13 protein-coding genes are annotated in these 13,684 nt (G+C 43.5%); 2 read left to right on the plus strand and 11 right to left on the minus strand.

Annotation, left to right across the window (positions count from 1 at the left end; genetic code table 11):
* Nucleotides 1-4: 4 nt before the first annotated feature.
* The 3 genes from Q8W40_RS21980 to Q8W40_RS21990 form a co-directional block, all read right to left on the minus strand.
* On the minus strand, nucleotides 5-922 hold the full coding sequence (locus Q8W40_RS21980) for a bifunctional GNAT family N-acetyltransferase/hotdog fold thioesterase (protein WP_305400263.1): 918 nt from the start codon (nucleotides 920-922) through the stop codon (nucleotides 5-7).
* 113 nt (nucleotides 923-1,035) lie between these two features.
* Entirely contained in the window at nucleotides 1,036-1,470 is a 435-nt protein-coding gene (gene dtd, locus Q8W40_RS21985) for a D-aminoacyl-tRNA deacylase (RefSeq protein ID WP_305400265.1), read from the minus strand.
* Entirely contained in the window at nucleotides 1,467-2,366 is a 900-nt protein-coding gene (locus tag Q8W40_RS21990) for a virulence factor BrkB family protein (RefSeq protein WP_305400267.1), read from the minus strand. Before Q8W40_RS21990 ends, dtd begins: the two co-directional genes overlap by 4 nt.
* 34 nt (nucleotides 2,367-2,400) lie before the next feature.
* Between Q8W40_RS21990 and Q8W40_RS21995 the strand changes: the two genes are divergently transcribed.
* The gene (locus Q8W40_RS21995) at nucleotides 2,401-3,036 is read left to right on the plus strand and encodes a DUF2959 domain-containing protein (protein WP_305400269.1); all 636 of its coding nucleotides are present in this window, start codon (nucleotides 2,401-2,403) and stop codon (nucleotides 3,034-3,036) included.
* Between the two features lie 123 nt (nucleotides 3,037-3,159).
* Here Q8W40_RS21995 and hemN read toward each other — a convergent pair whose 3' ends face one another.
* The 5 genes from hemN to Q8W40_RS22020 all read right to left on the minus strand — a co-directional run bounded on the left by hemN (nucleotide 3,160) and on the right by Q8W40_RS22020 (nucleotide 7,222).
* A complete protein-coding gene (gene hemN / locus Q8W40_RS22000; RefSeq protein WP_370693422.1) occupies nucleotides 3,160-4,533 on the minus strand; it encodes an oxygen-independent coproporphyrinogen III oxidase in 1,374 nt (457 codons plus the stop codon).
* 194 nt (nucleotides 4,534-4,727) lie between these two features.
* On the minus strand, nucleotides 4,728-5,222 hold the full coding sequence (locus Q8W40_RS22005) for a DUF2489 domain-containing protein (protein ID WP_305400271.1): 495 nt from the start codon (nucleotides 5,220-5,222) through the stop codon (nucleotides 4,728-4,730).
* Nucleotides 5,223-5,233: 11 nt separating this feature from the next.
* Nucleotides 5,234-5,782 (minus strand): Der GTPase-activating protein YihI, encoded by a 549-nt coding sequence (gene yihI / locus Q8W40_RS22010; protein WP_305400272.1) that lies wholly within the window; start codon nucleotides 5,780-5,782, stop codon nucleotides 5,234-5,236.
* Nucleotides 5,769-6,419 (minus strand): class I SAM-dependent methyltransferase, encoded by a 651-nt coding sequence (locus tag Q8W40_RS22015; protein WP_305400273.1) that lies wholly within the window; start codon nucleotides 6,417-6,419, stop codon nucleotides 5,769-5,771. The genes yihI and Q8W40_RS22015 overlap by 14 nt, the downstream gene beginning before the upstream one ends.
* A 185-nt stretch (nucleotides 6,420-6,604) precedes the next feature.
* On the minus strand, nucleotides 6,605-7,222 hold the full coding sequence (locus Q8W40_RS22020; protein ID WP_305400274.1) for a c-type cytochrome: 618 nt from the start codon (nucleotides 7,220-7,222) through the stop codon (nucleotides 6,605-6,607).
* 150 nt (nucleotides 7,223-7,372) lie between these two features.
* On the opposite strand from Q8W40_RS22020, the gene yihA reads away from it, so the two are divergent.
* Nucleotides 7,373-8,029 (plus strand): ribosome biogenesis GTP-binding protein YihA/YsxC, encoded by a 657-nt coding sequence (gene yihA, locus Q8W40_RS22025; RefSeq protein WP_305400275.1) that lies wholly within the window; start codon nucleotides 7,373-7,375, stop codon nucleotides 8,027-8,029.
* Between the two features lie 511 nt (nucleotides 8,030-8,540).
* On the opposite strand, the gene Q8W40_RS28170 is transcribed toward yihA, so the two are convergent.
* The 3 genes from Q8W40_RS28170 to hemB all read right to left on the minus strand — a co-directional run bounded on the left by Q8W40_RS28170 (nucleotide 8,541) and on the right by hemB (nucleotide 13,660).
* A complete protein-coding gene (locus Q8W40_RS28170) occupies nucleotides 8,541-8,588 on the minus strand; it encodes a hypothetical protein (protein WP_438356636.1) in 48 nt (15 codons plus the stop codon).
* A gap of 191 nt (nucleotides 8,589-8,779) precedes the next feature.
* A complete protein-coding gene (gene polA, locus Q8W40_RS22030; protein WP_305400277.1) occupies nucleotides 8,780-11,575 on the minus strand; it encodes a DNA polymerase I in 2,796 nt (931 codons plus the stop codon).
* A 1,041-nt stretch (nucleotides 11,576-12,616) separates the two neighbouring features.
* Nucleotides 12,617-13,660, minus strand: a complete 1,044-nt coding sequence (gene hemB / locus Q8W40_RS22035) for a porphobilinogen synthase (RefSeq protein ID WP_126607809.1) — start codon at nucleotides 13,658-13,660, stop codon at nucleotides 12,617-12,619.
* Between the last annotated feature and the right edge of the window lie 24 nt (nucleotides 13,661-13,684).

The following is a 13,684-nucleotide window of genomic DNA, read 5'->3' on the forward strand; positions in this document are numbered from 1 at the left end:
ACTCCTAGCGCCCCAGCATTCCCTGATAATTAGGCAGAAGCATGTAAGTGCCGGTGAACTCCACAGCAGCATACTCACCACTGTAAATGGTCACATTAATGACCACGCGTGCTTTACGTCCGTTAGCTAACCTATCTAAGTCACCACTGATCCCATCGAGCGACGTTGCCGCAATTGGGCTCTGCTCAACCGCATGGCAGTAACGTATGCGACTATCCACCAGCACAATGTCAGCTTCCAACTCACGCTCTTTCATCAAAAGCCAAGTCATCCCCCAACCCGTTAACGTGGCTAAAGTAAACGCTGAACCGGCAAACAAGGTATTGTGAGGGTTTAAATTAGGGTTTAACTGAGCACTGCACTCGAAACGGTAACCCGTATATTGATTGATTTTAATTCCCATCTTGTCACTAATAGGAATTTGGCTTTCCCAACGATCTTGCAATTCTCCACACCAATCTGGGCGTCGTAATACATTCGCCAATGGATCCAGCGATTTAACCATTTGCTGGTGACGCATAGGACCACGTTCGTCATTGAGTTCACCTTGGCTTTCAAAACCATTTTTCTCGTAAAAGGCAATCGCGTCTTCACGTGCATTACACACCAAGCGTTTAACCCCTTCTTGGCGAGCAAACGACTCCAGCGCCACCAAGACTAACGATCCAATGCCTTTACTTCGACGATTCGGTTTCACCGCCATGTAGCGGATCTGACCTTCGTTATCAGGTGTGATATATAAACGCCCAATAGCCATCGGACGACCTTTACCGTCCACGATCATTCTGTGGTGGCTAAGTTCATCGTATTCATCCCTTTCCGAACCGACAGGCAAGCGCCAAGGTTCGCGCAGCATTTGCCAGCGAAAGTGGTAGTACTTATTCAGCTGGTTCGCTGTTTTTGGGGTGACTAGTTTAAACATGAGATTCCTTTGCTCGTTAGCACTCTTTACTGAGATCGAAAGCTTGTATACAGATTGAAAGCTTACATGCAAATTGAAAGCTTATACGGAGATTTGAAGCTTGGTCTTTCTGACTAAACCTGTAGCCAGAAAGTCACTGGTCCATCATTGACCAAGGACACTTTCATATCAGCACCAAATCGTCCTCTCTCTGTACTGATTTTTTCGGCGCATCGATCAGAGAAATAATCGTACAAACGCTCCGCTTCGACGGGATGAGCACCTTTAGAGAAGCCCGGGCGTGTCCCCTTTTTCGTGTCCGCCGGTAATGTAAATTGAGACACGACTAAAACACTTCCGTTCACTTCTTGGACATTCAGATTCATTTTTCCCTGATCATCTTCAAAAATTCGGTAGGTCAGAACACGTTCCATCAGGCGTTTCGCCTTGGCTTCGTCGTCTTCTCTTTCAACACCAAGCAGGATAAGAACCCCTTTATTGATCTCGCCAACTGCATTGCCATCAACATGGACTGCAGCCTCACTGACTCTTTGAATTAAGGCGATCATCCGTCGCTTCCTTGTTGTTCTTCTTTATTTTCGAGCTCGGTACTGTACCACATTTCTCGCTCTCCAAGGCTTGCTGTCACTTCTGCTCCTACCAGAACAATCAGCCAACTCAGGTAAACCCAAACAAAAAGAATCGGTATAGCTGCTAATGCACCGTAAATAAGCTGGTAAGACGGGAACTGAGTAATATACATAGCAAAGCCCTTTTTACTCAGTTCAAACAGTATGGCAGCCACGAGAGCGCCTAGCGCCGCGTCTTTCAACATTACCTTTTTGTTTGGCACTAACATGTATAGCCCCATAAATGCACAAAAAGATAAAATAAAAGGCAACCCACTCAATAATTCGGAGTACACCGTCGATATGGTCTTACTTTCAATTAAATTGAGAGACATGACATAAGACGTGGCGGCAATAGAAGTCCCAACAAGAATCGGTCCTAGCGTTAACACCATCCAGTACATTGAAAACGAATACACACGGCGACGCTTTTTTTCTACACGCCAAATATAATTTAAGTTTTTATCGATGTTGGAAATCAGCATCAAGGCAGCCACAAACAGAAAACCACCACCAACCGCGGTCATTTTTCCAGTATTAGCAACAAAGTCATTCAGTGCTGACTTCACTGCTGCTCCGGCTGCTGGCACGAAGTTAGTAATCACAAACTCCTGAAGAACGTCCCCTGCATTGGCAAACACCGGAAATTTAGAAAGCACCGAAAGCAATACGGTCAACATAGGGACAAGCGACAATAGCGTGATATACGCCATGTACCCTGCACTCACGGTTAAACGGTCATGTCCCATGCGCCCAAGTAGATAACGGAAAAATTGTTGAGAATGTACGGCGATCTCTTCGAACTTCAACTTGTATCTCCTTGTTAAGTCGTCCATAGTTCTTTCAATTCTATACGAAAAGGAAATCCAAATGCGTTTTGTTTTTGCTATGGCAATGTCTTTATTTTTTATTACTGGATGCCAATCAACGTATTATTCAGCGATGGAGAAAGTGGGCGTTCACAAACGCGACATCATGGTCGATAGGGTTGAAGATGCCAGAACCGCACAACAAGAAGCCCAAGAAGAATTTTCGAGTGCACTTGAAGCACTGTCTGCGCTAACGCAATTTGATGGCGGTGATTTGGAATCGATGTACAAGAAAATCAACGCCAAGTATGAAGACAGCGTAGATGCAGCTGAAACGGTTTCTAGCCGAATCAGTTCCATTGAAGATGTGTCGGATGCCCTTTTTGAAGAATGGGAAGAAGAACTCACCCTATACACTAGCAGTAAACTTCGCCGCGATAGTGAGTCCAAACTCAAGCAAACCAAGGCGTCATACAATACCATGCTACGTGCCATGAAACGGGCGGAGAAAAAAATGACGCCTGTGCTCAACACCTTGCAAGACAACACACTCTATTTAAAGCATAACTTAAATGCGAGTGCCATTGGGTCACTGCAAGGCGAGTTTATGAGTTTAGAGAAAGACATTGAAACGGCGATCAAAGAGATGAAATCCGCCATAGCAGAATCGGATAAGTTTTTGGCAAAGCTTAAATAAGCCGAACTTCAAACAGCTTTCGTTTTAAATCGCCTTCGTTCGATATAGGCAAAAGCCATATATACTCAAAACACCAAAAAGGGGTATCTAGCCCCTTTTGTTTATTCACGCATTTGAGTTTATCTAGATCACTCGCGAGAATTGCTGTTGTCGCGCTTTATCTCTCAGATACTTATCGAAGCACATACAGATGTTTCGAATCAACAGGCGACCGCGCAACGTGACGCGAATTTCGCTGCCATCCACTTCGACCAACCTGTCATCCACAAAAGTTTGCAACAGTTCTAAGTCTTCTTTGAAGTAGCGGTTAAACTCAACATCAAATTCATTTTCAATGAACGTTTTATCCAGCTTAAAGTTGCAGATTAGCTGTTTTATGACTTCACGTCTCAGCAGGTCATCGGAATCCAACGATACGCCCTTCCAAAGCGCATGACGCAGTTCATTAACTTGGGCGTAGTATTTCTTCAGCTCTTTTTGATTCTGAGCGTAGCTGTCTCCAATCATAGAAATCGCAGACACTCCAAATCCCACTAAATCGCAATCGCCTTGCGTGGTATAGCCTTGGAAATTACGGTGCAGAATGCCTTCGCGCTGTGCGACTGCAAGCTCGTCGTCAGGTTGTGCAAAGTGATCCATTCCAATGAATTGGTAACCTACGCCCGTCAACGTGCCTATGGTATCTTGAAGAATCGCCATCTTCTCACTTGGCGCAGGTAAATCAGCATCTTTGATTTTACGCTGTGCGGCGAATAACTGAGGCATGTGGGCATAGTTAAACACCGATAAACGACCCGGTTGCATTTTCAGCACTTGCTCTAACGTTTTCGCAAAAGAAGCTTGGGTTTGCTTGGGTAAACCGTAAATCAAATCCAGATTGGTAGAGCGAAAACCGATCTGTTTGGCTTTTTCAACCATGTCGATGATAAATTGCTCATCTTGCTCACGGTTAACCAGTTTTTGTACTTCTTTATCAAAATCTTGAACACCAATACTTAAACGGTTAAACCCTTCAGCACGCAGATGATCAAGCATATTTAGCTCAATTTCTCTTGGGTCAACTTCGATACTAATTTCAGCACTTGCGTCAAATTGAAACTCTTCCCGAAGTAGAGACATCAAGCGTGATATTTGAGCCTTATCAAGGAAGGTTGGTGTTCCCCCTCCAAAATGCAATTGCGTCACATGACGATGGTGCAGCAAAGAAGCACGTTGTCGAATTTCATGCTCTAGTACATCTAAGTATTCATCCGCTTTGTGCTGATGACGTGTGATCACTTTATTACAGCCACAGTAATAGCAAAGCTTGTGGCAAAACGGAATATGCACGTACAGTGACAATGGGCGCTCTGGGTATTGCGCGCAGGCCATATCGAATTCAGCAATGGTATAGGCTTCATGAAATTCCAACGCAGTTGGATAAGAGGTGTATCTCGGCCCTGAGTAATTGTATTTATCTAATACAGTTTGATCCCAAACAATTTGCTCACTCGACATTGTTTTGTGACTCGACATCGCTTTGTGCTTCCGGTTTAGTGCTTAGGGGCGTATTTTGCCATATCACAATGATAGTGACGGTATACGCTGTCGGATTTAATAATAGAAATGTTCAGAAGTGCTAGTGAGATCACTCGCACTCTGAGGTCGATCCCAGAACACGATCTGGGTCGATCCACATAATGATAAGTAAATCAGGAAGCGATCACATTGATATTGATCTGGTTGTTCAGCGGTTTGATTTTGTCTTTGAGTATTTTAAGCTCTTCGACAATGGCATCATTTAAACGGACTTCTGCTTTCTGGCGAGCTAGAGTCTGCTGCATGCGTTCTTTCTTCGCCAGTGTTTGCCTATCTTCTCCGCGAGCCATATCCTTAACAACATGATACAACTCGGCAATTGCAGGGTATTCTTTATCGAAGTCAATTCGATCTTCACCCTGCACGTAATCTAGGATGCAATACACACGAATGCTGATTTCAGACAAATCACATTGCCCCTGAATACCAGCCGCACACAGAGTATCTACGTTTTCAAAAATGTTGGCATTACGCTTATCAATCGCCAGCGCTTTATGTTTCGCTTGCAGTTCCTTCTGCTTTTTCAGTTGCAGTAAAAGATAACCTGCGTACGAGGCCAGCCCCAAAATGATGAGCCCACCTATCACAGCTAATACGGTTACTGACATTACTTTCTCGCCTATTCTTTCAAGTTATCTATATCTAGATCTTCGAACTGAGAGAGTAAATCATCGTCAGATTTCGCTTTAGCGGGTGCTTGAAACGCTTCTTCAACTTCTTCTACTTCTGGTTCCATCAACCCAAGTTGATTCATCAGAACTTCGATACGATCCAGTTTTTCATCCACGAACTGTTGTAGACCTTTACCCAAGCTTTCACCTGCGTCGATTCGATCTAGTAATACAGCCAGCTGTGCATCATTTTCCAACATTTCAAGCTCTTGCTCAGCAGAAAGGCGGCGCTCTTGCTTCGTTGGCTTTTTCGTTGGTTCAATAATCAACGGAATCTTTTTCTTGCTGCCCAAGCGAGGGTCACGTTTTTGACCGTTGCCAGAGTGCTTCGATTCAGAGGCTTCAGAATGACGGCTACCCGACTTCAAACCTTTACGTTTTTTCAGCTTTTTACGCAAACGACCTTCAACGTCAGATTCGCTGCGATTACGCGTTACAATTACTTCAGGTTCGCCGATTACGGCACCTGGTTTTCTAGATTTTTTACTTCGACTCATTACTGGGTTTCCTCAGTAAAATTACATCATTGCCAATAAACTCGAGTTGGAGTCCGTCCCGTCGTGCTAAGTATTGAAACGTTGCACGACTAAAAAAGATCACATGTGTAAGATCATTTTTATAATGCCATCCAGCAAAAGCTTCAAGACTAATCACCATTTTGGTCATTATCCCTAGCCATCCGCCTGGTTTGACTAAACTCAACCATTGCTGCCACACTTCATCGGGTTGATAGAGGTGCTCTATTACCTCGGTGGCAGTTACAAAATCATACGCTCTTTCAAGTACCCTCTTATCAGGATAATAGTAGAGATCGTAAAGAGAGACGGTATGCCCGCTCTCTTCTAACATGAGAGACAGTGCTGGCCCGGGCCCACAACCAAAATCCAGCCCATGTGAATGGGGTTTGACTCGCTCAACTATAGGTGTGGACATTCGGCTCAAAAAACGACGGTATCCTTCATCAGAAGGGTCATTTTCGTGCCAATCATACATGGTCTTTTCTTCTTCAGCCGTCAAGCGCTGAGTTGGATCAACAAACACCAATTCGCATTGCTGGCATTGATGATAACGTCGACGACGGTCTTCAAAGTAGTCTGAAGTCTGCGATGAGTCGCAGAGCGGACATACATGCATGTAGGCATCCTCAGTTAGGGATGCGAAACATACCAGAAAGTGAGGTTAGAGTGGAGTTTTATTGAGCACTTTCTGCTTAATCGTGGTAAAAAGAGCCGTTGATGGGATTGAAACGTAAAAAGCGGCAATAAAATCGCCGCTTTTAAGTCTCAATGAAGACGATATGAGGTTATCTTCTAGAAGGTTTAGTGCAAACCGCCCATGTATTTGGACAATATGTCAATGTCTTCGTCTGTCAGTTTTTTCGCGATATCACGCATCATAGCGTTCATATCGTTGTTGCGATCTCCAGAACGGAATTTAACCAATTGAGCTTTGATGTAATCAGGATGTTGACCCGACACTTTAGGGAATCCTGAAAGCTCGGTACCGTTACCACGAGGGCCATGACAAGCAATACAAGCTGTAACGCCACGTTGCATATCACCAGCGGCGTACAGCACTTTACCGCGATCGACTACTTCATCAGGAGTCGTACTTTCTGCGGTTGTCAGTGACGAATAATAAGCAGAAAGATCTGCGATGTCTTCGTCTGACAGTGGAACGGCCATGGCGCTCATAGCAGGATCATATCGACCTTGCTTTCCGCCTGTCTGCCCGCCTAGCTTGAGATCTTGTAACTGCTTCTCAAGATATTTGGCATGCTGACCAGCCAGTTTTGGATTAATTGGAATCAAACTGTTACCGTCTGCACCGTGGCAGGCTGCACATGTAAGAGATTTTGCTTTACCAGCTTCAATACTACCTTGGGCCCATACAGAGCAGCTGGCTAATAAACTCAAGATTAGCACTAATTTTTTCATGACATTCCATTATAATTATCAAGCTTCCAGTACCACATGATGTGGTTGGCTATTGGTACAATAAAACGACCTTATGCCGAGCAGGGATATTTTACACAAATTCACAAAAAAGTAATCAATCGACTACACAAAGACGAGATGGAGTTAACAGTGAGCGCAAAAATTCATTACCAGAACACACATTTTATTACCAGCGCCCCTGACATACGTCACCTGCCAGAGGACAAGGGAATAGAAGTTGCGTTTGCTGGTCGCTCTAACGCCGGTAAGTCCAGTGCACTAAATCGACTAACTAACCAAAGAAGTTTAGCAAAAACCAGTAAAACTCCAGGTCGTACTCAATTAATTAACCTATTTAAAGTATACGACAACTGCCACATTGTTGATCTTCCTGGCTATGGATTTGCTCAAGTTCCTTTAGAAATGAAGAAGAAGTGGCAGCAATCGTTAGGGGAATACCTTCAAAAGCGCGAGTCGCTTAAAGGCTTAGTGGTTCTGATGGACATTCGCCATCCGATGAAAGATTTGGATCAGCAACTTATTTACTGGGCTGTCGATTCAGGTATTCCGGTTCAAGTGCTGCTGACAAAAGCAGACAAACTGAAAAGCGGGGTGAGAAAAGCCACGCTCCTTAAAATCCGAGAAGCGTCACTGACGTTTGGTGGTGAAGTAAAAGTTGACGTGTTTTCTTCTTTGAAGGGCATTGGTGTTGACCAGTTGAGAGCGAAGATGGACGAATGGTTTGCACCAGCTCTAATAGAAGAGAGCGAAGAAGATGAAATCCCATCGCAACCAAATGAAGAATAAGCCGTTTTTCTCTTAGAGACAAAAGTCCCCACCTGTATTGGTGGGGCAACGGGAGAGAAATAGGAGGTATTATTATTATAGGTAAAAAGCATTCATGATCTCCCATCAAAACTCAAGGTCTTTCTCTACTTTTTTTTAAAAACTTGCCACTTGACACCTTTTACTATCAGGGCTTATTTGCATAAACCTCTTGTTTCACGCCTTCCATAACCAAATTTCACATCAAGCTTATTTTTCAACAAAAAACATCTTGTTGATAATGCGGTTTTTTACTACAAAAAGCTCTTCAGTGAAGAAATTCGAATAAATTTATTTACATGAAATCGAAGTTATTAACTTGGCTATGAGAGGATTAGTTTGCAAAATTCTAGCGAATACGTTTTGAAATGCATTTCATGGAGAAATGAGTTTGTGTGGAAAAGAGAAGCACTGAATGCTCGACATTACAATAATATGTTGTTTTTATTACAATAAAAAACGCCCCAGTCAAAAACTGACTGGGGCGGCTGAATCAGCCTAATCCAATAACGTGAAACAAAAGGTCTGAAAGATAGAACATCTTACCTCTGTACCCTACGAGAGATAATGTACAACATTTACTCAGGGAAGAAAACTATTTTTGTAGTTTTTTTTCATCAATAATTTGTAAAAGTACATTAACACTTTATTTTACACGACTTTTTTTAGCTCATAAAAAAGCCAACATGTGCGCTGGCTCATATATATTTGCTAGATTAGAGCAAGATTTGGCTAGTGGGCTTGATCCCAGTTGTCACCATGCCCTGCTTCTGCCACTAATGGAACATTTAGATCTGCTGCAGATTCCATCAGTTTTTGTACTTTACTTTCAACTTCGGAAAGAACTGACTCTTCTACCTCAAACACCAATTCATCGTGTACCTGCATTAGAAGCTTCACTTTGCCGTCGCCTTCAGCTTGTATCCACTCATCCACCAATAGCATCGCTTTCTTAATAATGTCTGCTGCGGTTCCCTGCATCGGTGCGTTAATCGCCGCACGTTCTGCTGCTTTACGACGCATACCGTTACGAGACTTTATCTCTGGTAGATGTAATCGACGACCTTCAAGTGTTTCAACAAAGCCTTGCTCTGCTGCATTACTTCGCGTGTCTTCCATGTACTGCATCACACCAGGGTAGCGTTCAAAATATTTGTCCATGTAACCCTGCGCTTCACCGCGAGGAATACCAAGTTGTTTAGCAAGACCAAACGCACTCATACCGTAGATGAGTCCAAAGTTGACGGCTTTAGCGCGGCGACGTTGCTCGCTGCTGACCTGCTCAATATCGACACCCATGACTTCTGCGGCTGTTGCAGAGTGAATGTCCTTTCCTTGGCTAAAGGCATCTAGAAGTGCTTGGTCACCCGATAAGTGCGCCATGATTCTCAATTCGATTTGAGAGTAATCGACCGCGAGAATCTTCCAACCATGAGGAGCAACGAATGCTTGGCGAATTCGTCGACCTTCTTCATTTCGAATAGGGATATTCTGCAAATTAGGATCGGTCGAAGAGAAACGCCCCGTTGCCGTTACCGCTTGATGATACGACGTATGTACTCGACCTGTTGTCGGGTTGATCATCTTAGGAAGTTTATCGGTGTAAGTAGATTTCAGTTTCGCTAAGCCGCGATACTCAAGAATCACTTTCGGCAACGGATAATCTAAGGCTAAATCTTGCAGGACTTCTTCATTCGTAGAAGGCGCACCCGATGGTGTTTTCTTTAAAACGGGTAACCCCATTTTTTCAAACAATATGGCTTGAAGCTGTTTTGGAGAACTTAGGTTAAATTTATCGCCAGCAAGCTCATACGCTTTTTGCTCCAGTTCATCCAACCGTACAGCAATTTCCTGCGATTGAGCACCTAATAACATGTCGTCAATAATAACGCCCGTTCGCTCTATACGTGACAGCACTGGAACCAAAGGTATTTCGATGTCTTTGTATATATAGTTAAGCTTTTCATCTTGCTCTAAATTGCTGTAAATACGATTATGCAAACGAAGTGTGACATCCGCATCTTCCGCCGCGTAGGGTGAGGCTTCTTCTAAATCGATTTGATTAAACGTCAGCTGATTTTTTCCCTTACCTGCGATCGATTCAAAAGACATGCAGCTGTGCTGTAGGAAGCGAAGCGCTAAGCTGTCCATATCGTGTTTACCGCCGACACTGTTATACACATAAGACGCTAACATGGTGTCGTGCTTGATGCCCTGCATTTCGATGTCATAGCGAGCCAATACACTGGCATCGTACTTCAAGTTCTGCCCCACTTTGGCAACATTACTGTCTTCGAGTAAAGGTTTGAGCTGCTCCAGTACCCAGTCCCGATCCAATTGCTCTGGTGCATCCAAGTAGTCATGTGCGACGGGTACATACGCAGCCACACCCTCTTCTATAGCGAACGATAAGCCAACAAGATTCGCTACCATATAATCCAAACTATCTGTTTCGGTATCAAATGCAATCAGCGGAGTAGCTTTCAACTTTTCTAACCAAGCGTTAAAGCTCTCTTGTGTTAAGACCGTTTCGTACTGACTTCGATCAATCGAAACAGCGCTGGTATCCATACTGTCTACAGAAGCAGAAGAAGTAGAATTCGCCCCAGACGAATTGTTACCAATGGCTTCTACCTCGCCAGTACCGCCTTCAAGCAATTCATTTAGCCAAGATTTGAAAACCAATTGCCCATACAGCTTGATCAACTCGTCTTTGTTGGGGGTTTCTTTTTTAAGGGTTTCAGGTGTCTCTTCTAGCTCAACATCCAGTTTAATGGTCGCTAACTCATAAGACAGGTATGCGTTCTCTTTGTTGTCTGTTAACTTTTTCGCCATGGTTTTTGAGCCACGGAAGCCAAGAGGTGCAATATCGTCTAAGTTTTCATAAAGCTTACTCAGACCGCCAATGCCTTGCAGCAAAGCCGTTGCGGTTTTATCACCAACACCTGGAACGCCCGGAATGTTATCGACTTTATCCCCCATCAATGCGAGGTAGTCGATAATCAATTCAGGAGGGATACCAAACTTGTCCACAACGCCTTCACGATCCATAACGACATTCGTCATAGTGTTAATCAGTGTGACGTTTTCATCCACAAGCTGTGCCATGTCTTTGTCTCCAGTACTGATCAGTACCGGCATTCCCGCTTTTGAAGCCTGAGCGGCCAATGTGCCAATCACATCATCGGCTTCAACGCCAGGCACACAGATAAGTGGAAGCCCCATGGCTTTAATAACATTGTGTAAAGGTTCTATCTGACAACGCAAATCGTCAGGCATTGGTGGGCGATTAGCTTTGTATTCCGGATACATATCATCACGGAATGTTTTGCCCTTAGCATCAAAGATGACCGCAATTCGTTCTGAACTAAACTGGCGCATCATACTGCGTAGCATGTTCACCACGCCATAAACCGCATTGGTCGGTATGTCGCCATTACTCATGGTACCGGGGTATGCGTGAAACGCCCGATAAAGATACGATGAGCCATCAATGAGAATCAAAGGGTTGTCTGGTATGGTTGCCATAATCTGTCTGTCCAAATACAGTGCGAGAAATAATGGGCTTAGAATGCCATGACTCGACTTGGGATACCACGTTCGCAAACTCAAAATGAAGCTGGAGCGCCATTTCTCAGCCCACTGTAAAAGCGAGTCCGGAAAAACACCTCTAAGAAAGAGGTTTGTTGCGCAACAAATCATAGCCATAACTGTGGATAACTCTGTTGGTAAAAGTTACCCACAGATGATTAACAGTCAAAAAAACACTCTCGTTTTCTTTTTAAAACCAATAAATACAACAACTTAAGCAAACTGAGATCCTAAGATCTTTGATCTTATTATGATCATGCCTTGTGGAAAATAGTTTTAGTAAGAGAAAATAATCTAAAAAATCAATAGAAATATTTGATATTTTAATCAGTATTTAGAGTACGACATTCGATAGTAACGTAAGAAAGAACCATACTGGGTGTTGAGTAGTCGATAACGAACGATCTATGGACCATTTGAGGTGAATTTACCACCATTTATATCATCTAAATACGATACCACTATTCGTGGTTTGTTAAGCTTTCGAGGTGATTATGAAGTAAAGGAAAACGAAGCCGTAAGGGAGAGAAAAAGTGAATTTTAGATAAAAGAAAGCGACATCTAATGATGTCGCCTAGCAGAAGTGGCCGAAATGATGAAATATATCACTTCGCCTTAAAGCTAAATTACACTGGAAGCAATGTGAGCAATGTCGTGTCATTCAAGAATCAGTGCAAGTTCGCTTGAAACTGAAATCAATTCCTTTTGAACTGTTCCTTATTCCCTAAGACGAGTTCAATAATAATGATTCTCATTTGCAGGTCAATAGCTAAACGAGAATTTTTCTCATTTATTTTTTAAATTATTTTATAAAATGAATTCGAGACTCTAGGATATTCGGATATTTTTCAACTATATCAACCAGATATCCGTTACACACTAAGATCCGAAGCATAGAAGGAAATTCATAATAACTCCAAACAAAAAAGCTGAACCATCAGGCTCAGCTTTTAAATGATAAAAACTACCGGCCAACATTTATTCTGGCTGGGTATTCTCTTTCGCTTGAGCGCCTTCTTCCGCAAGCCACTCAGCCACGTCTTTTGCAAAATAAGTCAGAATACCGTCTGCACCAGCACGCTTAAAGCACAACAGAGATTCAAGTACTGTCTCGCGTTCCTTTAACCAACCATTCTGAATGGCGGCTTTGTGCATCGCATATTCACCAGAGACTTGGTAAGCAAAGGTTGGAACCTGTAATTCGCTTTTCACGCGTCGAACCACGTCCAGATATGGCATACCTGGTTTAACCATTACCATGTCCGCACCTTCGTTGATGTCCATTGCGACTTCTTGCAATGCTTCATCACTATTAGCAGGGTCCATTTGGTAATTTTTCTTATCGCCACCTTTAAGGTTAGATGCCGATCCGACTGCATCACGGAAAGGTCCGTAATAGTGAGAAGCGTACTTCGCAGAATAGGCCATGATTTGAGTATGAATATGACCCGCCTCTTCTAACGCCTCGCGAATTTTGCCAATTCGACCATCCATCATATCGGAAGGGGCAACAACATCAGCGCCTGCTTCCGCATGAGAGATAGCTTGCTTGATGAGCACTTCCGTCGTTTCGTCATTCAATACATAGCCATCTTCATCAATGATGCCGTCTTGCCCATGTGTCGTAAACGGGTCTAACGCAACGTCCGTGATCACACCAATATTTGGGATATGCTCTTTTAACAGCTTAACAGCACGCTGCACTAACCCATCAGGGCTATACGCTTCTGTCGCACACAGGCTTTTAGCGTCTTGAGTGACAACAGGAAAAAGCGCAATCGCTGGAACACCCAATTTAGACAAATATTCCGCTTCTTCTAGCATCAAGTCGATCGATAAACGCTCAATGCCCGGCATCGATTCTACTGGCTCGCGTCGGTTCTTACCCATCAAGATAAAGATTGGGTAAATCAAATCGTTAACTGTTACTTGGTTTTCCGCCATTAAACGGCGGCTGAAATCATGCTTTCGCATACGTCGCATACGGCGACCTGGAAATTGACCTTGGATGGAAACAGACACGCTATTCTCCTTGTCTGGAAAAAT

The sequence above is a fragment of the Vibrio penaeicida genome (assembly GCF_030689305.1).
In the GTDB taxonomy this organism is placed as follows: Bacteria; Pseudomonadota; Gammaproteobacteria; order Enterobacterales; family Vibrionaceae; genus Vibrio; species Vibrio penaeicida_B.